Genomic DNA, 23,583 nt, shown 5'->3' with positions numbered 1-23,583 from the left:
CCGGTGCCTGAGGGGTTTACCGGGCGCTGTCGAGCCTACCCTTGCAGCAACGGGCGTCCTGCTCGGAGCACGTCTCTCCCCTCGGACACCGCCGGCACTTGCCAGAGTGCGCTCAGCGGCGCGACTTCGCCTCTTGTCGCCGGCCCCACCGCCCCTCGCCGTGTCGTGGCGCCGCCTCCTCGCGGCGATCCCACCGTGAATACGCGGCCGGGCCCGGCACGGCTCAACACGACCCCACCCCCGCGAAGATCGGCATGGGGCCAACGTCTAGAGTGGCCCGGTACGCGCAAGTCTTCACCGGGTGTTAATGCCCGGAGCTTGCTGGGAATTCTCTGTCAGGGGTGTGCGTGACGGCCGTCGAGTCCCGGCCCGCAGGGGCCGTCTTGGCTACCGGTCCAGGGGGCCATCGGCCATTCGGGGCCCGCGTCAGGGCATTCGTGGCGCTCACCAAGCCGCGGATCATCGAGCTGCTGCTGATCACCACGGTCCCCGTGATGTTCCTGGCGGCGCAGGGTGTGCCGGACCTCTGGCTCACCATCGCGACCTGCATCGGCGGATACCTGTCCGCGGGCGGCGCGAACGCGCTCAACATGTACATCGACCGCGACATCGACGCGCTGATGGACCGTACGTCGCAGCGTCCCCTGGTCACCGGGATGGTCTCGCCGCGCGAGGGCCTGGTCTTCGGCCTCACCCTCGCGGTGGTCTCCACGCTGTGGTTCGGACTGCTCGTCAACTGGCTCTCGGCGGCGCTCGCGCTGGGCGCGCTCCTCTTCTACGTCGTCGTCTACACGATGCTGCTGAAGCGGCGTACCGCGCAGAACATCGTGTGGGGCGGCATCGCCGGCTGCATGCCGGTGCTCATCGGCTGGTCCGCCGTCACGAACTCGGTGTCGTGGGCCGCGGTCGTCCTCTTCCTGGTCATCTTCTTCTGGACGCCGCCGCACTACTGGCCGCTGTCGATGAAGGTGAAGGAGGACTACGCGCGCGTCGGCGTCCCGATGCTCCCGGTCGTCGCCTCGAACAAGGTCGTCGCCCGCCAGATCGTCCTCTACAGCTGGGTCATGGTCGCCGTCTCGCTGCTGCTGACGCCGCTCGGCTACACCGGCTGGTTCTACACGGTGGTCGCACTGGCCACCGGCGGCTGGTGGCTGTGGGAGGCGCACGCGCTGCAGAACCGGGCGAACGCCGGGGCGACGGGCGGCAAGCTCAAGGAGATGCGGCTCTTCCACTGGTCGATCACCTATGTGTCGCTGCTGTTCGTGGCGGTCGCGGTGGACCCGTTCCTGCGCTAGGCCCGTTCCTGCGCTAGGCCCGTTTCTGCGATGGGCCCGTCCGCGTCGCCGTCCGTGCCGCCTGCCGTTCCCCATTGGGCTACCCGCGAGTAGCATGCTGCTCATGGCAGACACGCAGGTTGACGAGAAGCAGGCGAAGCAGTCCGCGAAGGCCGAGCGCAAGGCGGCGAGGCTCGCCAAGCAGATCGGCGCCTTCGCCAAGGCGCACGGCGGCGCCGAGGGCCAGCTCGCGTACATCGGGCAGGCGGGCACACGCATCGTGCTCGTCGGCGAGGACGGCGGCTGGGGCGACCTCGTAGCGCCGACGCACGCCATCGCGCAGAGCGCGGCGGAGAAGTCCGGCATCACGATGCACGAGTCCTTCGACGGCGACTTCGCGGCGAAGGTCCGCACGGGCCGGTACGAGTGGACGCGCATGGCCGGCATCCAGCTCGGCGGCCCCTCGAACACCTGACGGACGTTTCCCGGGGGCGCCGCCCCCGGGGCAACACCTCACGCGGGGCTCACCCGTTAGGACGTGTGGAAGCACGTCCACGGCTGGGAGCCCCGGATGATCGATACGCCGACCTTGGTGGATCAGTACTGCCACGGCGTCCTCCGCACCGAGCTCGGCCTCGGCACCTTCGAGGCGCACCTCGGCAGGACCGCGGGGCCGCCCGCGCCCGGTACCACCTTCTTCGACACGCAGACCGGCTTCGCCGTACGGCGCTGGTGCCCGCCGCTGCTCGGTCTGGAGCCGCACTGCCCGCCGGCCCGCTACCTCGCCCGCCGCAGGGAGCTCGGCGTGCTGGAGTCCGGCCGCCGGCTGCTGCGAGCCACCGGAATCGCCACATACCTGGTGGATACCGGGCTGCCCGGGGACCTGACCGGGCTGCCGGAGATGGCCGCCACGGGCGACGCCGACGCCCATGAGATCGTCCGGCTGGAGCAGCTCGCCGAGCAGGTCGCCGACACCTCGGGGACCGTCGACGGCTTCCTCGCCAATCTCGCCGAGGCCGTGCACGGCGCTGCGGCATCGGCCGTCGCCTTCACCTCCGTCGGGGGCGCACGGCACGGACTGGCGCTCGCCCCCGAACCGCCGGGCCCCGGCGAGGTGCGGGGCGCGACCGGGCGCTGGCTGGCGGCGCGGCAGGTCGGCGGCCGGCTCACCGACCCGGTGCTGCTGCGCCATCTCCGCTGGAGCGCCGTCGCCTCGGGGCGCCCGCTGCAGCTCCACGTCGGGGTCGACGACCCATTGCTGCTCACCGACTTCGCGGCGGCCACGGCGGGCCTCGGCACCGATCTCGTACTGCTGCCCGGCTATCCGTACCACCGCCACGCCGCGCATCTGGCGAGCGTCTTCCCGCATGTGTACGCCGATGTGGGGCCGGCCCTCGCCCACACCGGGGCGGGCGCCGCGTCCGTGCTCGCCGAGACCCTGGAGCTCGCGCCGTTCGGGAAGCTGCTCTTCTCCAGCGGTGCGCGCGGACTGCCCGAGCTGCACGTCGTCGGGGCGCGCATCTTCCGGGAGGCACTGGCGCGTGTGCTCAGCGGCTGGGTGGTCGACGGCGCCTGGAGCCGCAGCGACGCCCAGCGGGTGGCCGAGATGATCGCTGCGGGCAACGCCCGGCGCGTGTACGGGCTCGCCCGCTGACGGTTCGGCCTCGGGCCGATGCCTGCCTCGGACCGCCTCCGACTCGGGCCGATGCCTGCCTCGGACCGCCTCCGACTCGGGCCGATGCCTGCCTCGGGCCGTCTCCGGCTCGGGCCGCCGGTCGGCTCAGGCGGCGGTCAGTGCCGCGTCCGGCTGTGCCGGCGCCTCGGTGGTGCCGAGCGGCCGCTCCCGCAGGCTCAGCGCCAGCCGGAGCACCGCGATCCACATCAGCGACGAGCCGAGCATATGGGCGCCGACGAGCAGCTCGGGCACATCGGTGAAGAACTGCACATAGCCGACGGCGCCCTGGGCGAGCAGCACGAGCAGCAGGTCGCGGGCGCGCGCCCGGGTGTCGTCCGGGGCGTCGACCACCCGCAGCACCAGCCACATCGCCACGGCCAGCCCGCACACCAGCCAGGCCAGCGCGGCGTGCACATGCGCCGCGTCCACCCAGTCGAACGGCATCCGGGGCACATCGCTGCTGTCGCCCGCGTGCTTGCCCGAGCCCGTCACGATCGTTCCCGCCGCGATCAGCACCGCGGAGACCGTCAGCAGCGCCCAGGACAGCTTCCGCACCGGCCGCGGCACCCGCGGCCGCGTGGCGCCGTCGCCCTCGCCCGCCCGCACCCAGGTGACGGTGGCGACGGTCAGCAGCGCGTTGGCGGCGAGGAAGTGCCCGGCCACCGTCCAGGGGTTGAGGCCCGCCCACACCGTGATGCCGCCGAGGACGGCGTTGCTCATGACGACCCAGAACTGGGCCCAGCCGAGCCTGGTCAGCCCGCGCCGCAGCGGCTTGGTGGAGCGCGCGGCGATGATCGTCCAGCCGACCGCCGCCGACAGGACGTACGTCAGCATGCGGTTGCCGAACTCGATCGCGCCGTGGATGCCCTGCTCCGGCGTCGCGAACAGGCTGTCGTCCGTGCACTTGGGCCAGGTGTCGCAGCCGAGGCCGGAGCCGGTCAGCCGGACCGCGCCGCCGGTGACGATGATCACCACGCTCATCACGACGGCGGAGAGCGCGGCGCGCCGCAGGGTCCGGGGGGACGGAGTCCAGCGCTGGGCGATGTAGGCGAGGGGGGTTTGCACGGCGACCATCGTAGAGGGCCGCTTGTGCGTGCTTTCACGAGGGGGACGGATCGGCACCGACGGGGCGGCCCGTGACCGGACCGCTCACTCCCAGCGGAAGAACCTGGCCGCGGCGCCCAGGCCCAGCACCGCCCACGCCGCCAGGATCCCGAGCGCACCCCACGGCAGCCCGGCCCCGTGCTGGAGGACGTCCCGCAGCCCGTCCGAGAGCGCGGAGATCGGCAGCAGCCCCAGCACCGACTGCGCGGCGTCCGGGAACTTGTCCAGCGGCACGATCACGCCGCCGCCCACCAGCAGCAGCAGGAACACCAGATTCGCCGCGGCGAGCGTCGCCTCGGCCTTCAGCGTGCCCGCCATCAGCAGCCCGAGACCGGAGAACGCCGCCGTACCGAGAACGAGCAGCAGCACCACCGAGGCGGGGCTCCCCTGCGGGTCCCACCCCAGGGCGAAGGCGATCAGTGTCAGCAGAACGATCTGGAGCACCTCGGTGACCAGGACGGACAGCGTCTTGGCGGTCATCAGCGCCCAGCGCGGCAGCGGCGAGGCGCCCAGTCGCTTCAGCACGCCGTAGCGCCGCTCGAAACCGGTGGCGATGGCCTGGCCGGTGAAGGCGGTGGACAGCACGGCCAGCGCGAGGACGCCGGGGGCCAGGAAGTCCACGGACCTGCCGGTGCCGCCGTCCGCGGTCGCAACGGGCACGGCGACGATGTCGACCGTCGAGAAGAGCACGAGCAGCAGCGACGGGATGATCACCGTCAGCAGCAGCTGTTCGCCGTTGCGCAGCAGCATTCTCGTCTCGAGCGCCGCCTGCGCCGCGATCATCCGTACGACGGGGGCGCCGCCCGGGGCAGGGACGTACGTCCCCGAGCCCCCGGAGACCCCTGGTCCCTCCGGCGTTCGCGCGGCCGCGTCCGTGGTCACTTCAGCGGTCACGACCGCAGCTCCTTCCGCATCGGCTCCAAGGTGTGCTGGTCCGAGGGCCCCCGGACCTCCGGCAGCGGCCGGTCCCGCCCTGGATCATCACCGCAACTCCCGACCCGTGAGCTCCAGGAACACGTCCTCCAGGGTGTGGCGCTCGACCGCTATGCCGTCCGGCATCACGCCGTGCTGCGCGCACCAGGACGTCACGGTGGCGAGCAGCTGGGGGCCGACCGTACCGCTGATCCGGTACGCGCCCGGTGTCAGCTCCGCCGCGGCCGTGCCGTCCGGCAGCGCCTTCAGCAGGGAGCCCAGGTCGAGGCCGGGGCGGCCGGTGAAGCGCAGGGTGTTCTCGGCGCCGCCGCGGCAGAGCTGCTCGGGGCTGCCCTGGGCGACGACCCGGCCCGCGTCGATGATCGCGATGTCGTCCGCGAGCTCTTCGGCCTCGTCCATGAAGTGGGTGGTGAGGACGACGGTCACCCCGTCCGTCCGCAGCTCGCGCAGGAGATCCCAGGTGGCGCGGCGGGCCTGCGGGTCGAGCCCCGCCGTCGGCTCGTCGAGGAAGACCAGCTCGGGGCGGCCGACGACGGCCATGGCGAGCGCGAGCCGCTGCTGCTGGCCGCCGGAGAGCCGCCGGTACGGCGTCCGGCCGCAGGAGTCGAGGCCGAGGCGCTCGACGAGAGCGTCCACGTCGAGCGGACGGGCGTGCAGCTTCGCCATGTGGCGCAGCATCTCGCCGGCGCGGGCGCCCGAGTAGACGCCGCCGGACTGGAGCATCACCCCGATCCGGGGGCGCAGCCGGGCGGCGTCGGCCACCGGGTCGAGGCCGAGGACGCGGACCGAACCGGAATCGGCGCGGCGGTATCCCTCGCAGGTCTCGACGGTGGTGGTCTTGCCGGCCCCGTTCGGGCCGAGGACCGCCGCCACCGTGCCGGCGTGGACGTCGAGGTCGAGCCCGTCCACGGCGGTCCTGGCTCCGTAGCGCTTGACCAGGCTCCGTACCCGGACGGCGGACTCGTTCTTCATGCGGGGCAGTCTAAGGAGCCGGGCAAGTCACCCCGGCTGCCGGGTCCGGATCTGGCCATGGCCGGATGAGCCGGGGGACACGGGGAAGGTGCACTTCATGCCCGTGCTCATCGGCACCTCCGGGTGGCAGTACAAGGACTGGCGCGGCGTGCTCTACCCCGAGGAGCGGCCCCAGCGGCTCTGGCTGGAGGAATACGCGGACCACTTCGCGACCGTCGAGAACAACAACGCCTTCTACCGGCTGCCCGAGCGCAGGACCTTCACGGACTGGCGCGAACGCACCCCGCCCGGCTTCGTCATGGCGGTCAAGGCGAGCCGCTACCTCACCCACATCAAACGCCTGCGCGACCCCGAAGAGCCCGTCCGGCGGCTGATGAGCCACGCGGAAGGGCTGGGGGAGCGGCTCGGGCCCGTACTGCTCCAGCTGCCGCCGAATCTGCGCTGCGACCCCGGGGCCCTGGACGCGGTCCTGGCCTGCTTCCCCGCCCGGGTGCGGGTCGCCGTCGAACCCCGGCACGACTCGTGGTGGACGGACGGGATCGAGTCCGTCCTGACCGGGCACGGCGCCGCGCTGTGCTGGGCGGACCGCGGGTCGCGGCCGGTGACCCCGCTGTGGCGGACGGCCGACTGGGGTTACGTACGGTTCCACGCGGGCCGGGCCGAGCCGTGGCCGCGCTACGGGCGCCGGGCGCTCACCACCTGGGCCGGGCGTATCGCCGACGCCTGGCCGGACCGGGCCGACGTCTTCGCGTACTTCAACAACGACCCGGGCGGCGCAGCCGTCCGTGACGCGGACGCGTTCACCCGTGCGGTGGCGGAAACGGGGCGTACGGCGCGCCTCGCGGCCGGGCGCAGGGGCTGAGCCGCCGTGCCCCCGCACCCCCTCCGACCTCCTGCAATTGATCCCATGACTGATCATTTCCGCAGGTCAGGTTAGGTTTCCCTAAGTGATGCACGGCACCGTCCACCCGGCGGGACGCGGCTTGTCAGTCTCCGAGGAATTACGCAACAATGGCGTTGTGAAAAACGTTGGCGAGGCTCCGCAGGAGGAACTCGCGACCGGGGAGCGGTCCACACGCAACCGGGTCGCGCGCTCCATCCTGGACCACGGCCCGTCCACCGTCGCCGACCTCGCCAAGCGGCTCGGCCTCACCCAGGCCGCCGTCCGCCGCCATCTCGACGCGCTCGTGCACGACGACGTCGTCGCCGCCCGCGAGCAGCGCGTGTACGGGGCGCGCACGCGAGGCAGGCCCGCCAAGGTGTTCGCCCTGACCGACTGCGGCCGCGACGCCTTCGAGCAGTCCTACGACAAGCTCGCCGTCGACGCCCTGAGCTGGATCGAGCGGACCGCGGGCGGAGGGCCGGCCGGAGAGGCCGCGGTCGCCGCGTTCGCCCGGGCCCGCCTCGAGGCCCAGGCCGAGGCGTACCGCAAGGCCGTCGAGGCGGCCGACCCCGAGGAGCGGACCGAGGCCCTCGCCAAGGCCCTCACCGCCGACGGGTACGCTGCTACGGCCCGTAACGCCCCGGTCGGCGAACAGCTGTGCCAGCACCACTGCCCGGTTGCCCACGCCGCCGAGCGGTACCCGCAGCTGTGCGAGGCGGAGACGGAGATCTTCTCCCGAATCCTCGGGACCCATGTGCAGCGCCTGGCCACCATCGCCCACGGCGACGGAGTGTGCACGACCTTCATCCCGAAGGCCGCCCACCAGGCCGACGACAAGACCAGCAAGACCGACACATCAGCATCTGCCAGCAAGGCCGGGAGGAACCCCGCATGACTCTCCCCACGGAGACTGCCCACCCTGAGCTCGAGGGTCTGGGTACGTACGAATACGGCTGGGCCGACTCCGACGCCGCAGGCGCCGCTGCCAAGCGCGGCCTGTCGGAAGAGGTCGTCCGCGACATCTCCGCGAAGAAGTCCGAGCCGGAGTGGATGCTGAAGCTGCGGCTGAAGGGCCTGCGGCTCTTCGATAAGAAGCCCATGCCGACCTGGGGCTCCGACCTCTCGGGCATCGACTTCGACAACATCAAGTACTTCGTGCGGTCCACCGAGAAGCAGGCCGAGTCCTGGGAGGACCTGCCCGAGGACATCAAGAACACGTACGACAAGCTCGGCATCCCCGAGGCGGAGAAGCAGCGCCTCGTCGCCGGTGTCGCGGCCCAGTACGAGTCCGAGGTCGTCTACCACCAGATCCGTGAGGACCTGGAGGAGCAGGGCGTCATCTTCCTGGACACCGACACCGCGCTCAAGGAGCACCCGGAGCTCTTCAAGGAGTACTTCGGCACCGTCATCCCGGTCGGCGACAACAAGTTCGCGTCGCTGAACACCGCGGTGTGGTCCGGCGGATCGTTCATCTACGTGCCGAAGGGCGTGCACGTCGAGATCCCGCTGCAGGCCTACTTCCGTATCAACACGGAGAACATGGGCCAGTTCGAGCGGACGCTGATCATCGTCGACGAGGACGCCTACGTCCACTACGTCGAGGGCTGCACCGCCCCGATCTACTCCTCGGACTCGCTGCACAGCGCCGTGGTCGAGATCATCGTCAAGAAGGGCGGCCGCTGCCGCTACACGACCATCCAGAACTGGTCGAACAACGTCTACAACCTGGTCACCAAGCGCGCCGTGGCCTACGAGGGCGCGACCATGGAGTGGGTCGACGGCAACATCGGCTCCAAGGTGACGATGAAGTACCCGGCCGTCTACCTGATGGGCGAGCACGCCAAGGGCGAGACGCTCTCCATCGCCTTCGCCGGCGAGGGCCAGCACCAGGACGCCGGCGCCAAGATGGTCCACATGGCGCCGAACACCTCGTCGAGCATCACCTCCAAGTCGGTGGCGCGCGGCGGCGGCCGTACCTCCTACCGCGGTCTGATCGAGATCGGCGAGGGCGCGGCCGGATCCAAGTCCAACGTGCTCTGCGACGCCCTGCTGGTGGACACGGTCTCCCGCTCCGACACCTACCCCTACGTCGACGTCCGCGAGGACGACGTGACGATGGGCCACGAGGCGACCGTCTCCAAGGTCTCCGACGACCAGCTCTTCTACCTGATGCAGCGCGGTATGTCCGAGGACGAGGCGATGGCGATGATCGTGCGCGGCTTCGTCGAGCCGATCGCCAAGGAGCTGCCCATGGAGTACGCGCTGGAGCTCAACCGGCTGATCGAGCTGCAGATGGAGGGCGCGGTGGGCTGATGCCCTCCCCCCTCCGACGCGGCAAGCAGAGTTTCTGAATCAGGAAATCAGGAAGAGAGCACAACGACAGCCATGGCTGAGGCTCAGAACATTCCGGCGGGTTCCACCACTGCCGGGTCGATCGCGGTGGCCGCCGAGTCCACCGTCGCCACCCGGATGAGCGCGCCCCCGTCCTTCGACGTGGCCGACTTCCCGGTCCCGCACGGCCGCGAGGAGGAGTGGCGGTTCACCCCGCTGGAGCGGCTTCGCGGGCTGCACGACGGCACCGCCGTCGCCACCGGCGAAGGCGTGCGCGTCGAGGTGAGCGCCCCCGACGGCGTCATCGTCGAGACCGTCGGCCGGGACGACGCGCGGCTCGGCCGGGCCGGCACGCCCGTGGACCGGATCGCCGCCCAGGCGTACTCGTCGTTCGAGAAGGCCTCGGTCGTCTCGGTCCCCAAGGAGTCCGTGCTCACCGAGCCCGTCCGGATCTCCGTGCACGGCCAGGGCGGCACCGCCTTCGGCCACCAGCTGATCGAGCTGGGCGCCTTCGCCGAGGCCGTCGTCGTCATCGACCACACCGGTGACGCCGTGCTCGCCGCCAACGTCGACTACGTCCTCGGGGACGGCGCCAAGCTGACCGTCGTCTCCGTCCAGGACTGGGACGACAGGGCCGTCCACGTCGCCCAGCACAACGCGCTGGTCGGCCGGGACGCCTCCTTCAAGTCGATCGTGGTCACCTTCGGCGGCGACGTCGTGCGCCTCCACCCTCGCGTGGAGTACGCGGGCACCGGCGGCGAGGCCGAGCTGTTCGGCCTGTACTTCACCGACGCCGGCCAGCACCAGGAGCACCGCCTGCTGGTCGACCACAACACCCCGCACTGCCGCTCCAACGTCGCCTACAAGGGCGCGCTCCAGGGCGACGAGGCGCACGCGGTCTGGATCGGCGACGTCCTCATCGAGGCCGCTGCCGAGGGCACGGACACCTACGAGCTCAACCGCAACCTGGTCCTCACGGACGGTGCGCGCGTCGACTCGGTGCCCAACCTGGAGATCGAGACCGGCGAGATCGTCGGCGCCGGCCACGCGAGCGCCACCGGCCGCTTCGACGACGAGCAGCTCTTCTACCTGATGGCCCGCGGCATCCCGGAGAAGGAGGCCCGCCGCCTCGTCGTGCGCGGCTTCTTCGCCGAGCTGGTCCAGCAGATCGGCGTCCCGGACGTCGAGGAGCGCCTCATCGCCAAGATCGAGGAAGAGCTGGAGGCGTCGGTCGCATGACCTTTGTCCGAGCCTGTGGGCTGAGCGAGCTGGAGGAGGACACCCCGAAACGGGTGGAACTCGACGGCACGCCGGTCTCCATCGTCCACACGGAGGGGGAGGTGTTCGCGATCCATGACATCTGCTCGCACGCGAACGTCTCCCTCTCCGAGGGCGAGGTCGAGGACTGCCAGATCGAGTGCTGGCTGCACGGCTCCAGCTTCGACCTCCGTACCGGCAAGCCGTCCGGCCTTCCCGCGACGCGCCCCGTCCCCGTGTACCCCGTAAAGATCGAAGGGGACGATGTGCTCGTCTCCGTCACCCAGGAGAACTGAAGTCCCCATGGCAACGCTTGAAATCCGCGACCTGCGCGTCTCCGTCGAGGCCGACAACGCCACCAAGGAGATCCTCAAGGGCGTCGACCTGACCGTGAAGCAGGGCGAGACCCACGCCATCATGGGTCCCAACGGCTCCGGCAAGTCGACCCTCGCCTACTCCCTCGCGGGCCACCCCAAGTACACGATCACCGGTGGCACCGTGACCCTGGACGGCGAGGACGTCCTGGAGATGTCCGTCGACGAGCGCGCCCGCGCCGGCGTGTTCCTCGCCATGCAGTACCCGGTCGAGGTCCCGGGCGTCTCGGTCTCCAACTTCCTGCGCACCTCCGCCACCGCGATCCGCGGCGAGGCCCCCAAGCTGCGCACCTGGGTGAAGGAGGTCAAGGAGGCCATGGAGCGTCTCCACATGGACCCCTCCTTCGCCGAGCGCAACGTCAACGAGGGCTTCTCCGGCGGTGAGAAGAAGCGCCACGAGATCCTCCAGCTGGAGCTCCTCAAGCCGAGGATCGCGATCCTCGACGAGACCGACTCCGGCCTCGACGTCGACGCGCTGCGCGTCGTCTCCGAGGGTGTGAACCGGGTCCGCGAGACCGGCGAGGTCGGCACGCTGCTGATCACGCACTACACGCGGATCCTCCGCTACATCAAGCCCGACTTCGTGCACGTGTTCGCGAACGGCCGCATCGCCGAGTCCGGCGGCGCCGAGCTCGCCGACAAGCTGGAGGCCGAGGGCTACGAGTCGTACGTGAAGGGTGGCGTATCCGCGTGACACAGCTGCCGGGCCTCCTCGACACCGAGGCGATCCGCAAGGACTTCCCCATCCTGGACCGCATGGTCCACGACGGCAGGAAGCTCGTGTACCTGGACAATGCGGCGACCTCGCAGAAGCCGCGCCAGGTGCTGGACGCACTCAGTGAGTACTACGAGCGCTACAACGCCAACGTCCACCGCGGTGTGCATGTGCTCGCGGAGGAGGCCACGGCGCTGTACGAAGGCGCCCGTGACAAGATCGCCTCCTTCATCAACGCGCCGAGCCGCGACGAGGTGATATTCACCAAGAACGCCTCGGAGTCGCTGAACCTCGTGGCGAACATGCTCGGCTGGGCCGACGAGCCCTACCGCGTGGACCGCGAGACCGAGATCGTCATCACGGAGATGGAGCACCACTCCAACATCGTCCCGTGGCAGCTGCTGTCGCAGCGCACCGGCGCGAAGCTGAAGTGGTTCGGCCTCACCGACGACGGCCGCCTCGACCTCTCCAACATCGACGAGATCATCACCGAGAAGACGAAGATCGTCTCCTTCACGCTGGTCTCCAACATCCTGGGCACGGTCAACCCGGTCGAGCAGATCGTCCGCCGGGCCCAGGACGTCGGCGCGCTCGTCCTCGTCGACGCCTCGCAGGCCGCCCCGCACATGCCGCTCGACGTGCAGGCCCTGGGCGCCGACTTCGTGGCCTTCACCGGCCACAAGATGTGCGGCCCGACCGGCATCGGCGTGCTCTGGGGCCGTCAGGAGCTGCTGGAGGACCTCCCGCCGTTCCTGGGCGGCGGTGAGATGATCGAGACCGTCTCGATGCACTCGTCGACCTACGCTCCCGCGCCGCACAAGTTCGAGGCGGGTACGCCCCCGATCGCCCAGGCCGTCGGCCTCGGCGCGGCCGTGGACTACCTCACCGCGATCGGCATGGACAAGATCGCGCAGCATGAGCACGCCCTCACCGAGTACGCCGTCAAGCGGCTCCAGGAAGTCCCCGACCTGCGGATCATCGGCCCTGTCACGGCCGAGGACCGCGGTGCGGCGATCTCCTTCGTGCTCGGCGACATCCACCCGCACGACGTGGGCCAGGTGCTCGACGAGCAGGGGATCGCGGTCCGGGTCGGCCACCACTGCGCCCGGCCGGTCTGCCTGCGCTACGGAATTCCTGCGACCACGCGGGCGTCGTTCTATCTGTACTCCACCCCGGCCGAGGTCGACGCCCTGGTCGAGGGCCTGGAGCACGTCCGCAACTTCTTCGGATGAGGACGCGAGGTCAATCGCTGTGAAGCTTGATTCGATGTACCAGGACGTCATCCTGGACCACTACAAGCACCCCCACGGGCGGGGCTTGCGGGACGGTGACGCCGAGGTGCACCACGTCAATCCGACCTGCGGCGACGAGATCACACTCCGGGTGAAGTACGACAGCACGCTCATCGCGGACGTCTCGTACGAGGGCCAGGGCTGCTCCATCAGCCAGGCATCCGCCTCCGTACTGAACGAACTGCTGGTCGGCAAGGAGCTGGCCGAGGCGCAGAAGATCCAGGCCGCGTTCCTGGAGCTGATGCAGTCCAAGGGCCAGGTCGAGCCGGACGACGCGATGGAGGAGGTGCTGGAGGACGCGGTCGCGTTCGCCGGTGTCTCGAAGTATCCGGCGCGGGTGAAGTGCGCCCTGCTGAGCTGGATGGCATGGAAGGACGCGACGGCCCAGGCACTGGGCGAGAGCGCCGAAAGGACGACGGCATGACCGAGAACGCCGAGGCCACCGTGAAGCCGGCCTCCGAAGAAGAAATCCGCGAGGCGCTGTACGACGTCGTCGACCCCGAGCTGGGCATCGACGTCGTCAACCTCGGCCTCATCTACGGCATCCACGTCGACGACTCCAACATCGCGACCCTGGACATGACCCTGACGTCGGCGGCCTGTCCGCTGACCGATGTGATCGAGGACCAGGCGAAGGCCGCGACCGACGGCATCGTCAACGAGCTGAAGATCAACTGGGTCTGGATGCCGCCGTGGGGCCCGGACAAGATCACGGACGACGGCCGCGAGCAGCTGCGCGCGCTCGGCTTCAACGTCTGACCCACCGGTCTCCCGTGCCTCCGGCGTCCTGGACGCCCGGAGGCCGCGGAGTGCCGAACAGTGGTGAACGAACGGCCATGCCCGCCAGGAAGACTGGCGGGCATGGCCGTTCGCATGGCTCGGGGCCCGGCGGGCCCGAGCCGGGCAGGGCGACGCTCAAGGAGTGACGGGCGGGCCCGGGGGAACCGGCGGGCCCGGGGGACCGGGCGGGACGGGCGGCTGCGCGGGAGCGGCCATGCCCGCCGCCTCGGCCAGCACCGGGGCCAGATTCTCCTTGCGGATGCGCTGGTCGACGTAGAGCAGGCCGTTCACCAGGGGCGGGAAGGTGGACTGGATGACGTACCCGATCAGCTGGGCCACGAGAGCGACCACGATGTAGACGGCGAAGACCGACAGGAGCTCCGACAGGTCGGGCTCGGGGCCGAGGCCCGGCGCACTCGCCATCGTGGGGATCATCGCCATCATGGACAGCACCTGCTGGATCACCCCGGCGATCACCGCGGCGATCAGATACGCCAGCAGTGAGATGCCGAAGACCGGCCACCACCGTCCGCGCACCAGCCCCCAGGAGCGGCGCATCGCCGCGATGGGCCCCTGCTTCTCGAACACCACGGCCGCGGGGGCCAGGCTGAACTTCACCCAGAGCCACACGGCCGGCACGACGGTCGCCAGGGCGCCGATGAAGCCGATGGCGATGAGCGCGCCGGCCGTCCCCGAGTCCTCCTCACCGGTGCCCAGCAGGGTCGTGCCGATGAGGGCGACGGCGAAGCCGGTCAGCGCCAGCACGGCCGGGACCATGGCGATCAGCCCGCTGAGCAGCCCGGTGCCGATCAGGGCGGGCACGCGGGGCAGCGCCTGCCGCCACACGGAGCCGAAGGTCGCGGGCCCTCCGAGGACGGCCTGCTGGAGCACGGCGAGCATGCTCGCCTGCACGATCGCCATGGACAGGAGGTACACCGCCACGGCGACGACCCAGACGCACACGAAGGCGACGAGGAGCGGCTGGATCTGCGCCCACTCCGGATCCCGGCCGTCGGGCAGGTCGATCAGGTCGTAGACGGTGTCGCTGACGGCGGAGAAGGCGATGAGCAGGGCGAGGACCACCAGGACCGAGGAGGTCCCGAACACGGCCGTCGCCAGACCGATGACCGGCTTCTTGTAGCGCCCGATGGTCGAGACGGCGCCGTTGAGGAGGTCGCCGACGGTGAGCGGCTGGAGCGGGATGACGCCCGGCTTCGGCGGCGGAGGCGGTGCCCAGCCGCCCCAGCCCGGTGCCCCGCCGTACGGAGCGCCCGGTGCTCCGCCGTACGGACCGCCGTACGGCCCCGGCCCCGGTCCGGGCCCCATGGTGTGCGACATCCCCGCCCCCACATGTCCTGTTCTCGTCCCCACCTGACCGGGACACGGTAGCGGCACGGGACATGCCAAGAGCAGCGCGGGTTCTGTGTACGCCTGTACGCATCATTGCGTACACTCGTACACATGGGATACGGGATGCTGGCCGCGGCCATAGCGGCAGAGGTGGCCGGCACCACGGCCATGAAGTACAGCGAGGGCTTCACCAGGCTCTGGCCGTCACTGATCACCGTCGCGGGCTATGTCCTCGCCTTCACCCTGCTCGCACAGACGCTGAAGACGCTCTCGGTCGGCACGGCCTACGCGATCTGGGCCGGGGTCGGCACCGCCGCCGTCGCCGCGATCGGGATGCTGTTCATGAACGAGTCCACGAGCCCCGTCAAGCTCTTGGGCCTCGCCCTCGTCGTCGCCGGCGTGGTCGTGCTCAACCTCGGAGGCGCGCACTGATGGCACGCGAACGCCGCTACGACCCCGACCGGCGCCGGCGCATCATCGACGCCGCGATCCGGGTCGTCGGCCGCAGCGGCATCGCCGGGCTGAGCCACCGCACCGTCGCCGCCGAGGCCGATGTGCCGCTCGGCTCGACGACGTACCACTTCGGCTCGCTCGACGAACTGCTCACCGCCGCGCTGCGCCAGGCCAACGAGGGCTTCGGGGCGGCCCTGCGCGAGAGCGGAGCGCTCGCCGACCCGGACGCCCCCCTGCCCGACGAACTCGCCCGGCTGACGGGGGAGTGGCTCCGCGGCGAGCGCACCGGAGTGGAGCTGGAGTACGAGCTCTACCTCGCCGCCCTGCGCCGGCCGGCCCTGCGCCCCGTCGCCGCCGAGTGGACCGACGGCGTCGCCGAGATCCTCTCCCGCCGCACCGACCCGGTCACGGCGCGGGCGCTCGTGGCCCTGATGGACGGCATCTGCCTGCAGGTGCTGCTGACGGACACCCCCTACGACGAGGAGTACGCGCGCGAGATGCTGGGGCGGGTGCTGCGCGACCCCGGCCGCGCCGGGCCAGGCCGGGCGGGGCCTCGACCGGCACTTGAGACCGGTTCGCACCCGGCGGGGCCGGGCGGTTAGGTTCTCCTTATGACTGACTCGCCCGACAGCACCACCGCTCCTCGCACCACCGGCGCCGTCGCCGCCGGCCTCGCCACCATCGCCGGGGACGGCTCCGTCCTCGACACCTGGTTCCCCGCCCCCGAGCTCGTCGCCGAGCCCGGTCCCGCCGGCACCGAGCGGCTCACCCCCGACCAGGCCGTCGGCCTCCTCGGCGACGCCGCCGCCAAGGCCATCGGCGTGGACGCCCGCCGCGAGGTCGAGGTCGTCGCCGTCCGCACGGTCATCGCGTCGCTCGACGACAAGCCGCTGGACGCGCACGACGCCTACCTGCGTCTGCACCTGCTCTCCCACCGGCTGGTCAGGCCGCACGGCCAGAACCTCGACGGTGTCTTCGGGCTGCTCACCAACGTCGCCTGGACCTCGCTCGGCCCGATCGCCGTCGACAACGTCGAGAGGGTGCGGCTCAACGCCCGCGCCGAGGGCCTGCACCTCCAGGTGACCTCGATCGACAAGTTCCCGCGGATGACGGACTACGTGGCCCCCAAGGGCGTCCGGATCGCCGACGCCGACCGCGTCCGGCTCGGCGCGCACCTCGCCGAGGGCACCACGGTGATGCACGAGGGCTTCGTCAACTTCAACGCCGGCACGCTCGGCACCTCCATGGTCGAGGGCCGGATCTCCGCGGGCGTCGTCGTCGGTGACGGCTCCGACATCGGCGGCGGCGCCTCCACCATGGGCACCCTCTCCGGCGGCGGCAACGTCATTATCTCCATCGGCGAGCGCTGCCTGGTCGGCGCCGAGGCGGGCGTCGGCATCGCACTCGGCGACGAGTGCGTCGTCGAGGCCGGTCTCTACGTCACCGCGGGCACGCGCGTCACGATGCCCGACGGCCAGGTCGTCAAGGCCCGCGACCTCTCCGGCGCTTCGAACATCCTCTTCCGCCGCAACTCGGTCACGGGCGCCGTCGAGGCCCGCCCGAACAACGCGGTGTGGGGCGGCCTGAACGAAGTGCTGCACACCCACAACTGACGCGTTCGCGTGACTCTGCGTTACTTCTGGCACCGCCAAGCGGATAGCGGATGAAGAGATGTGACGCAGAGTCGGACACGGACAAGGCGGGGACGCACCATGAACAGCAGGCTGGCCGCGCTCGGAACGCTGACCCTCATGGCCCTGGCGCAGCCGACCGGCGTCCGTGCCGCGCTCGCCGACGGGACGGGCACGCACTCGCCGCACACGCAGACCCACTCGCGCTCGCACAACGCGTCCACCGTGTCGCTGATCTCGACCGGGGAGGTCGACGATCCGCTGGAGGATGTCCTGGAGCACGCCACGATCCTCGGCGAGGCCACGTCTCCTAGCGATCCGCCCGAATGACCTCTTCGTACGCCGCAAGCAGCCCGTCGACCGTCGCCCGGTCGGCGGGCTGCAGCGGTTCCCGGACCGGGCCGGCGGGGAGGCCGAGCGCGCCGAGCAGTGCTTTCGTGGTCACCGTGCCCGGCAGGCCGGACGCCATCATCAGTTCGGCGAGGGGCAGTGTGAGGTGGTTGAGCGCGGCGGCCTCGGCCGTGCGGCCCGCGTCGTGGGCGTCGAGCGCCGCTCGCAGCGGGCGCGGGACGACGTTCGCGACCGTGCTGACGAAGCCCGCGCCGCCCACCGCGTACAGGGGCAGGTTCAGCTCCTCGCAGCCGGAGTAGTACGCGAGTGACGACCGGGCGATCACCTTGGTGCTGCCGAGCAGGTCGTACGCGCAGTCCTTCACGGCCGCGATCCGGGGATGGCCGGCGAGTCGCAGCATCGTCTCCGGCTCGATCCGGGTGCCCGTGCGGCCGGGGATGTCGTACAGCATCAGCGGAATGCCGACCGCGTCCGCGACCCGCCGGAAGTGCGCCTCGACGGCGGCCTGCGGCGGGCGGCTGTAGTACGGGGTGACGACGAGGAGCCCGTCGGCGCCGGCCGCCTCCGCGGAGCGGGCGAGTTCCACCGTGTGCCGGGTGCTCGCGCTGCCGACGCCCGCGACGACGGCGACCCCGTCCCCGACGGTCTCGCGCACGGCCCTGACGAGTGCGGTCTTCTCGGCGTCGGTGGTCGTCGGGGACTCTCCGGTGGTGCCGTTCAGGACAAGCCCGTCGCAGCCCTCGGCCACCAGGTGCGCGGCGAGCTTCCCGGCGCCGTCCAGGTCCAGGGCGCCATCGGCGGCGAACGGTGTGATCATCGCGCAGAGGGCTTGTCCGAAGGGGCGGTGCGGTGTCATGGAACGCAGTGTCCGCCGCCTCCACCGTGAAGGTCCACTTAGTTCTGCTTGGGGTGAGGGTCGACCATTCATGAAGAGTTGTCGTACGGATGTTCGTCGTGCGGCAGGATGAGGGCCATGATCCGTGCCGTGCGGCTCGCCGCCGCCCTTCCGCTGCTCCTCGCCCTCTCCGCCTGCGGTACGGAACGCGCCGGCGAATCCGGCGGCGCCCCCGCGGGGCCCGTCCCCGACCGGGCCGCGCTGGAGGACCGGGTCAGGGCGCTGGAGTCCGCCCCGGAGCTGATCTACGTCACCGACGTGCCCGGCTTCGAGCCGGCGAAGCAGTCCCTCGGGCCGTCCGGACACGACGGCTTCCAGAGCACGTACGTCCGGATCCCGGGCGGCGCCCAGGTCCGTCTCGTCGTCGACCGCGGCGAGCTCTCCGCGGACACGTGCCCCGCCGTGCAGGTGGATTCGGCGGGCGACGCCGCGGTGGTCTGCGAACAGGAGGGGGACGCGACCTGGTACCGCACGGCCGGAGGCCGCCATGAGTACGCCCGTGCCGAGGACGGCCACATCGTCCGCATCGCCGCCGACAAGTCCGTGGACCGCGCCACGCTGCGCACCGCCGCGGAGGCCGCCCACCGCGCGGACGACCGCGAACTCGACGCGATCCTTCCCGAGGCCGTGCCCGACGCGCCGCCCGTCGAGCGCGGCGACCTCCCGCCCGTCGGCGACGGGGCCCCGAACAACGACGTGGGCGCGAGCGGCTGACGGGGTCGGCAGCGATTGACCTCAACCTTGGTTGAAGTCCGAGGATGGTCGGCGAAGCGGCGCACCACACGGGTGCGCCGGCCGAGGAGGACCGTCATGACCGTGCAGCTGTCCACCCGTCCCGACCTGACCCGCCCAGGCGTCGGCGCCGTCAAGGTCAGCACCTGGCACGTCGGTACGCCCGAGCGGCAGCAGGCCGCGGTCGAGGCGATCGCACGGGCCTGGCGGCGCCGCGACTGGCCCCAGGCGGGCCTGCTCTCGTACAGCGTCCTCACGAGCGACGACGGCACGGCCCTGCTCCACTACTCGCAGTGGACGGGCGAGGATGCCTACCAGGAGTTCTTCCGCACCTTCCGGAGCGAGCGCAACGACGAGATCGACGCCGCCGTGCCCGGTATCGAGCGGCTCGGACTGCGGACGTACGAGCGCTACCGCAGCGGAGAGCCCGCATCGGACGCCATCAGGACCCCGGGCTGCGTCGTCATCGTGGAGGTCGACTTCGACGGGGCCGACCCGGTGCGGCAGCGCGACTGGGTGGACGCCGTGTTCGCCGCGCTCGAAGGCGATCCGCGCCCGCACCCCGGCGGCATCGCGGCCCACTTCCACGTGAGCACGGACGGCACGCGCGTGCTCAACTACGCGGAGTGGGAGAGCGCCGAGGCCCACCAGGCGGCGCTGGAAGCCCCGGGCGACGGCGTCGGTTCCCACACGGAGCAGTGGGAGCGCGTACAGCACTACCCGGGGCTCGCCGGCAGCCGCGTGACGCGCTACACGCCCGCGCTCAGCATGAGCGCGGGCGTGTAGCCAGGTCGGCCGTGTAGCCAGGTCGGCCGTGTAGCCAGGTCGGCCGTGTAGCCAGGTCGGCGGTCTAGTCAGGTCGGCCGTGCAGGCAGGGCGGGCGCGTCGCGCTTACGGCCGGAAGCGCAGCACCTGCGGGTCGTGGTCGCTGTTCTGGTCTGCGAACTCCGCGTTGATGTGCACGCTGTCGTAGCTGAAGTCGCCGACCGACGGGCTGGTCAGGATCTGGTCGAGCACCTGGCTGTTGCCCTGGTAGACGTACGAGTAGCGCTCGGCGCGCGGCAGCGACTGTATCGCCGGGTACAGCACCCCGCCGTCGGTGAGCGCCTTCGTCGTCGCCGAGAACTCGAAGTCGTTGATGTCGCCCAGCACCAGGACGTCGGCGTTCCGCTGCGCCTTCAGGATGTCCTTGACGAAGGTGTTCACGGACTGCGCCTGCTCCAGACGCTTGGCCTCGGAGGAGCGGACCGGCGGCTGGTGGTGCGAGGTCAGCCCCTCGTCGCCCCCCCTCGAGCCGAAGTGGTTGGCGATCACGAAGACCGTGCGGCCGCGGAAGACGAACTCGCCCGCGAGCGGCTTGCGGCTGTCCGTCCAGGCGGCGTTCGCCGGGTCGATCCGGCCGGGGGAGTGGGTGAGCGCGGCGCGGCCACCCTCGCGTACGACACCGGTGGCGGTCGTGGCGTCGCCCGCGCCGCGGTCGGTGAAGGAGACCCGCTGCGGGTTGAAGAGGAAGACCTGGCGGATGTTGCCGCCGGGCTCGCCGCCGTCCGTGAGGTTCTCCGGGTCGACCGAGCGCCACTCGTACGCAGGGCCGCCGGCCGCCACGATCGCGTCCGTGAACTTCTTGACCGTCTGGTCGGCGGCGACCGCGCCGTCGTTCTTCGCGCCGGAGTTGTCCTGGATCTCCTCCAGGGCGAGGATGTCGGGCGAGGCGAGGTGGGTGACGACGGCCTCCGCCAGCGCGTCGAACTTCTCCTGCGGGTCGGACGGGTCCAGGTTCTCCACGTTGTACGTGGCGACCGCCAGCTCGCCGCGGTGCTGCGGACGCGTCGACTCGCGCTCCAGCTCCCGGTCGGTGACCGTGCCGAGGGTGCGGGCGGTGATCGTGTAGCCGCCGAACTGGTTGAAGTCCAGCGGGCCCTCGGTCGAACCGGACAGCACGGCGCCGACGTTCGCCTTGGGGAACGGCTGCTGGGCGAGCGGGACCAGCGACTGGATCTGGAGCCGGCCGGTGTTCTGGGAGTCGTAGGAGCCGTAGCGGGTGCCGCCGCGCCAGGTCGGGTTCTCCCACGGCTCGACCGTCACCCAGAGCTCGGCGTACGGGTCCGTCGCGCCGACGACGCGCGAGGTGCCGACGCGTACGTTGCTGCCTTCGAGCGACTCGTAGTAGTCGAGGGCGTACGAACGGGGCTTCAGCGGCAGCGCGTTGATGCTGTTCGCGGCGGCCGGGTCGCCCTCGGGCGCGTACGCGGAGGGGACGGACCAGGCGGAGACGGTCACCGGCGCGGGAAGTGCGTTGCCGGAGGAGACGACGGTGACGGCCGGCCTGGAGATCTGCGTGAGGGACTGGTTGCCCGAGCTCAGACCGCCCGGGACGTACTCGCCGACGGTGCCGGAGACCTTGACCGCGTCGCCCACGGCCACGGTCGGGGTGGAGCTGGTGAAGACGAAGAGGCCCTCGCTGGTGGCCGGGTTCGCGTCGGTCTGCGGGTCCTGGATCCAGAAGCCGCGCGAAGAGCCGTACGTGCGGACGCCGATGATGATGCCTTCGACGTCCGTGACCTGCTGCCCGACCAGCGGCGAGGTGCGGGTGGTGCCCTGGATGTCGTGGATGCGGACGCCGGCCGCGGTGGCGACGCCCGTCGCGGTGTCGGCGCCGGCGGCGGCCGAGGCGGAGCCGGTGAGCAGACCGGCGGCCAGTGCGGTGGCCACGACGGTCGCGACGGCGGCGGATCTCGGTATCGAAGGCATCGGAGAACTCCGGTGTGAGGGTTGAGGGGTGGTCGGTGGAGCTGTGCACGATGGAGCGTTCTGCGGTGGATCTACGCGCGTCAATCTCTTGGTAGAGCACTGCACTTGTCAAGAGCCGCCGGATGTACGGAGGTTGACGAGTGAATGAACCGGCTGGCATCGGGTGAAATACGTCTACGCTGGGGCCGTCCGATCAGGTCCGCGCACACCCGAGGAGAACCGCCAGATGCCAGGAGCCCGCCCCTCCGGACGACCCGCCCTGCCGCCGGTACGGCTGCACTCGGACGCGGAGCTGGCGCGGGACGCGCTCGCCACGCCGCTGCTGTCACGGGCCGTGCGCCTGGCGCGCTGGGCCGGTCCGGACACCAGGGTCGGCGCGGGCGGGGAGCTCGTGGAGGAGCAACTTCCGGCGGCGGCCCGGGCGCTGGACCTCCCGGACGACGAGGACGGGGCGGCCGACGCGAGCGAGGCGTGGCGGATCGCCGTCGACACGGGGCTGGTCGAGATCGAGGAGGCCGGCGAGGACAGCGAAGACGGGGAGGCCGGCGAGGACGGCGAGGCCGGCGAGGCCGGGGACGAGGACCGGGAGGAGGGCGGTGCCGTCACCGCCGGCGGCAACCTCCCGCTGATCACCGGGGGCAGCCCCCAGGACGTCCTCGCACTCTGGCAGGACGCCCTGGAGACCGTCGTCTCCGACGCGATCGCCCCCCTGCTCGACGAGCTGTCCGACGTCCTCGGGCCCGACGGCGAGATCGACTTCGACGCGCTCGACTGGGACCCCGAGGCGGAGAGCGAGTTCCTCGAGGGTGTGCTCGGCAACCTCTACCTGCTCACGGCCTCCGAGGGCGGCGCCGGCGAGGGCCCGGTGCCGCTCCCCGCGCTCGCCGCGTCGGTGATCGTGCCCGACGACATGAGCGAGCCCACCGACGACGTCCTGGAGCAGGTGTCCGAGGCGATGATGCGGCTGGACGACCAGTTCCGGCTGCTGGAACCGATCGGTCTCGTGGAGTACCAGCCCGTCGACGAGGCGCTGATGGCCGAGGAGGACGCCGAGACCCGGGGACCCGAGGGCGCCTCTTCCGCGGCGGACGACGAGGACGTCTCCCGCTACGGGCTGGTGAAGCTCACACCCCTCGGGCTGTACGGCGTCCGGGCCCGTCTGCTGGAGGCGGGCGTCGTGGCCCCGGCGGTGGGCGACCTCGCGGACAAGGGCGCGGACGCGCTGCTGGACGGCGTGGCCTACTACCCGGAGGAGTCGGCCCGTGCCGAGACCCTCCAGTGGCTGGACCTGCGCGCCCCGGCGGCGGCTGCCGGCGACCTGCTCGACGCCGCCCGCGGCACGGACCGCGGCGCGCCGCTGCGCCGCCTCCACTGCCAGCAGGCCCTCGCCCTCGTCGGTGCGGACGCGGAGCCCGCGGTGCGCGACGTCCTCGACGACCGGGAACTGGGCGGGCTCGCACGGGTGTGGCTCGCCGAGCGGGGCGCGACGGACGTGCCGCCGCCCCCGGAGCCCATGATCTTCTGGCTCGCCGTCGACACGATCGCGGCCCAGCTCGACGCCGAGGGCGATCTGGAAGAGCTCCAGGGCCTCGTCGAGGGCCTCGTCGGCCGGCACAGCGGCTTCTTCGACGCGGCCTGGCGGGTCGACCACCCCGCGACGGCGGATGTGCTGGAGGAGATGGGGCGCCTCCACGGCGACAAGCGAACGGCCAAGGAGGCCCGCAAGGCCGCCTTCAAAGCCCGCTCCCGCCGCCCGTAGGTCCGCGCCGCGTAACTCCGTAGGCCCGCGCCGCGCAGCCCCGTGGCTCCGTGGCTTCGCAACGACCGAAC

The 23,583-nt window shown here is 71.3% G+C and carries 25 protein-coding genes; 19 read left to right on the top strand and 6 right to left on the bottom strand.

Annotated elements, in window-relative coordinates:
• The first annotated feature begins 347 nt into the window (after window positions 1–347).
• From KK483_RS07190 to KK483_RS07180, 3 genes are all read left to right on the top strand, one after another.
• Entirely contained in the window at window positions 348–1,295 is a 948-nt protein-coding gene (locus tag KK483_RS07190) for a heme o synthase (protein WP_262004370.1), read from the top strand.
• Window positions 1,296–1,398: 103 nt separating this feature from the next.
• A complete protein-coding gene (locus tag KK483_RS07185; protein ID WP_262004369.1) occupies window positions 1,399–1,749 on the top strand; it encodes a hypothetical protein in 351 nt (116 codons plus the stop codon).
• Between the two features lie 96 nt (window positions 1,750–1,845).
• Window positions 1,846–2,928, top strand: coding sequence for an amidohydrolase (locus KK483_RS07180; protein ID WP_262004368.1), 1,083 nt, complete (start codon window positions 1,846–1,848; stop codon window positions 2,926–2,928).
• A 126-nt stretch (window positions 2,929–3,054) separates the two neighbouring features.
• On the opposite strand, the gene KK483_RS07175 is transcribed toward KK483_RS07180, so the two are convergent.
• The 3 genes from KK483_RS07175 to KK483_RS07165 form a co-directional block, all read right to left on the bottom strand.
• Window positions 3,055–4,023, bottom strand: coding sequence for a heme A synthase (locus KK483_RS07175; protein WP_262004367.1), 969 nt, complete (start codon window positions 4,021–4,023; stop codon window positions 3,055–3,057).
• A gap of 75 nt (window positions 4,024–4,098) precedes the next feature.
• The gene (locus KK483_RS07170; protein WP_262009380.1) at window positions 4,099–4,836 is read right to left on the bottom strand and encodes an ABC transporter permease; all 738 of its coding nucleotides are present in this window, start codon (window positions 4,834–4,836) and stop codon (window positions 4,099–4,101) included.
• A 198-nt stretch (window positions 4,837–5,034) separates the two neighbouring features.
• Entirely contained in the window at window positions 5,035–5,958 is a 924-nt protein-coding gene (locus tag KK483_RS07165; RefSeq protein WP_262004366.1) for an ABC transporter ATP-binding protein, read from the bottom strand.
• Window positions 5,959–6,055: 97 nt separating this feature from the next.
• On the opposite strand from KK483_RS07165, the gene KK483_RS07160 reads away from it, so the two are divergent.
• The 9 genes from KK483_RS07160 to KK483_RS07120 all read left to right on the top strand — a co-directional run bounded on the left by KK483_RS07160 (window position 6,056) and on the right by KK483_RS07120 (window position 13,569).
• Window positions 6,056–6,820 carry a DUF72 domain-containing protein gene (locus tag KK483_RS07160; RefSeq protein ID WP_262004365.1) on the top strand — a complete coding sequence of 255 codons (765 nt, stop codon included), beginning with the start codon at window positions 6,056–6,058 and terminating at the stop codon, window positions 6,818–6,820.
• Window positions 6,821–6,977: 157 nt separating this feature from the next.
• Window positions 6,978–7,736, top strand: coding sequence for a metalloregulator ArsR/SmtB family transcription factor (locus KK483_RS07155; RefSeq protein ID WP_262004363.1), 759 nt, complete (start codon window positions 6,978–6,980; stop codon window positions 7,734–7,736).
• A complete protein-coding gene (gene sufB / locus KK483_RS07150) occupies window positions 7,733–9,154 on the top strand; it encodes a Fe-S cluster assembly protein SufB (RefSeq protein ID WP_262004362.1) in 1,422 nt (473 codons plus the stop codon). Before KK483_RS07155 ends, sufB begins: the two co-directional genes overlap by 4 nt.
• 72 nt (window positions 9,155–9,226) lie before the next feature.
• The gene (gene sufD, locus KK483_RS07145; protein ID WP_262004361.1) at window positions 9,227–10,411 is read left to right on the top strand and encodes a Fe-S cluster assembly protein SufD; all 1,185 of its coding nucleotides are present in this window, start codon (window positions 9,227–9,229) and stop codon (window positions 10,409–10,411) included.
• A complete protein-coding gene (locus KK483_RS07140; protein WP_242333909.1) occupies window positions 10,408–10,725 on the top strand; it encodes a bifunctional 3-phenylpropionate/cinnamic acid dioxygenase ferredoxin subunit in 318 nt (105 codons plus the stop codon). Before sufD ends, KK483_RS07140 begins: the two co-directional genes overlap by 4 nt.
• A gap of 7 nt (window positions 10,726–10,732) precedes the next feature.
• Window positions 10,733–11,497, top strand: coding sequence for a Fe-S cluster assembly ATPase SufC (gene sufC, locus KK483_RS07135; RefSeq protein ID WP_242333906.1), 765 nt, complete (start codon window positions 10,733–10,735; stop codon window positions 11,495–11,497).
• Complete coding sequence (locus KK483_RS07130; RefSeq protein ID WP_262004360.1) at window positions 11,494–12,750, top strand: cysteine desulfurase; 1,257 nt, start codon at window positions 11,494–11,496, stop codon at window positions 12,748–12,750. The genes sufC and KK483_RS07130 overlap by 4 nt, the downstream gene beginning before the upstream one ends.
• Window positions 12,751–12,769: 19 nt before the next feature.
• Entirely contained in the window at window positions 12,770–13,234 is a 465-nt protein-coding gene (sufU, locus tag KK483_RS07125) for a Fe-S cluster assembly sulfur transfer protein SufU (protein ID WP_262004359.1), read from the top strand.
• On the top strand, window positions 13,231–13,569 hold the full coding sequence (locus KK483_RS07120) for a metal-sulfur cluster assembly factor (RefSeq protein ID WP_262004358.1): 339 nt from the start codon (window positions 13,231–13,233) through the stop codon (window positions 13,567–13,569). The genes sufU and KK483_RS07120 overlap by 4 nt, the downstream gene beginning before the upstream one ends.
• A 156-nt stretch (window positions 13,570–13,725) precedes the next feature.
• Here the strand turns inward: KK483_RS07120 and KK483_RS07115 are convergent, their stop codons facing one another.
• Entirely contained in the window at window positions 13,726–14,916 is a 1,191-nt protein-coding gene (locus KK483_RS07115) for a hypothetical protein (RefSeq protein WP_262004357.1), read from the bottom strand.
• Window positions 14,917–15,051: 135 nt separating this feature from the next.
• Between KK483_RS07115 and KK483_RS07110 the strand changes: the two genes are divergently transcribed.
• The 4 genes from KK483_RS07110 (at window position 15,052) to KK483_RS07095 (ending at window position 17,354) form a co-directional block, all read left to right on the top strand.
• On the top strand, window positions 15,052–15,372 hold the full coding sequence (locus KK483_RS07110) for a multidrug efflux SMR transporter (RefSeq protein ID WP_262004356.1): 321 nt from the start codon (window positions 15,052–15,054) through the stop codon (window positions 15,370–15,372).
• Window positions 15,372–15,995, top strand: a complete 624-nt coding sequence (locus tag KK483_RS07105; RefSeq protein ID WP_262004355.1) for a TetR/AcrR family transcriptional regulator — start codon at window positions 15,372–15,374, stop codon at window positions 15,993–15,995. The genes KK483_RS07110 and KK483_RS07105 overlap by 1 nt, the downstream gene beginning before the upstream one ends.
• 9 nt (window positions 15,996–16,004) lie before the next feature.
• Complete coding sequence (dapD, locus tag KK483_RS07100; protein ID WP_262004354.1) at window positions 16,005–17,006, top strand: 2,3,4,5-tetrahydropyridine-2,6-dicarboxylate N-succinyltransferase; 1,002 nt, start codon at window positions 16,005–16,007, stop codon at window positions 17,004–17,006.
• Window positions 17,007–17,105: 99 nt separating this feature from the next.
• Window positions 17,106–17,354: a hypothetical protein gene (locus KK483_RS07095; protein WP_262004353.1), complete on the top strand. Its 249-nt coding sequence runs from the start codon at window positions 17,106–17,108 to the stop codon at window positions 17,352–17,354.
• Here KK483_RS07095 and dapA read toward each other — a convergent pair.
• Window positions 17,335–18,231 (bottom strand): 4-hydroxy-tetrahydrodipicolinate synthase, encoded by an 897-nt coding sequence (dapA, locus tag KK483_RS07090; protein ID WP_262004352.1) that lies wholly within the window; start codon window positions 18,229–18,231, stop codon window positions 17,335–17,337. The two genes, KK483_RS07095 and dapA, sit on opposite strands and share 20 nt — an antisense overlap.
• A 117-nt stretch (window positions 18,232–18,348) precedes the next feature.
• On the opposite strand from dapA, the gene KK483_RS07085 reads away from it, so the two are divergent.
• Window positions 18,349–18,984, top strand: coding sequence for a hypothetical protein (locus tag KK483_RS07085; RefSeq protein ID WP_262004351.1), 636 nt, complete (start codon window positions 18,349–18,351; stop codon window positions 18,982–18,984).
• 96 nt (window positions 18,985–19,080) lie between these two features.
• Window positions 19,081–19,788, top strand: coding sequence for an antibiotic biosynthesis monooxygenase (locus tag KK483_RS07080; RefSeq protein ID WP_262004350.1), 708 nt, complete (start codon window positions 19,081–19,083; stop codon window positions 19,786–19,788).
• 105 nt (window positions 19,789–19,893) lie between these two features.
• Here the strand turns inward: KK483_RS07080 and KK483_RS07075 are convergent, their stop codons facing one another.
• Window positions 19,894–21,753 carry an endonuclease/exonuclease/phosphatase family protein gene (locus tag KK483_RS07075; protein ID WP_262004349.1) on the bottom strand — a complete coding sequence of 620 codons (1,860 nt, stop codon included), beginning with the start codon at window positions 21,751–21,753 and terminating at the stop codon, window positions 19,894–19,896.
• A gap of 226 nt (window positions 21,754–21,979) precedes the next feature.
• On the opposite strand from KK483_RS07075, the gene KK483_RS07070 reads away from it, so the two are divergent.
• On the top strand, window positions 21,980–23,512 hold the full coding sequence (locus tag KK483_RS07070) for a hypothetical protein (RefSeq protein WP_262004348.1): 1,533 nt from the start codon (window positions 21,980–21,982) through the stop codon (window positions 23,510–23,512).
• The last annotated feature ends 71 nt before the right edge of the window (window positions 23,513–23,583 follow it).

It is taken from the genome of Streptomyces sp. FIT100, assembly GCF_024584805.1.
In the GTDB taxonomy this organism is placed as follows: Bacteria; Actinomycetota; Actinomycetes; order Streptomycetales; family Streptomycetaceae; genus Streptomyces.
Note: the sequence above shows the minus strand (reverse complement) of the source record. Positions and strands in the feature narration are given on the sequence as shown.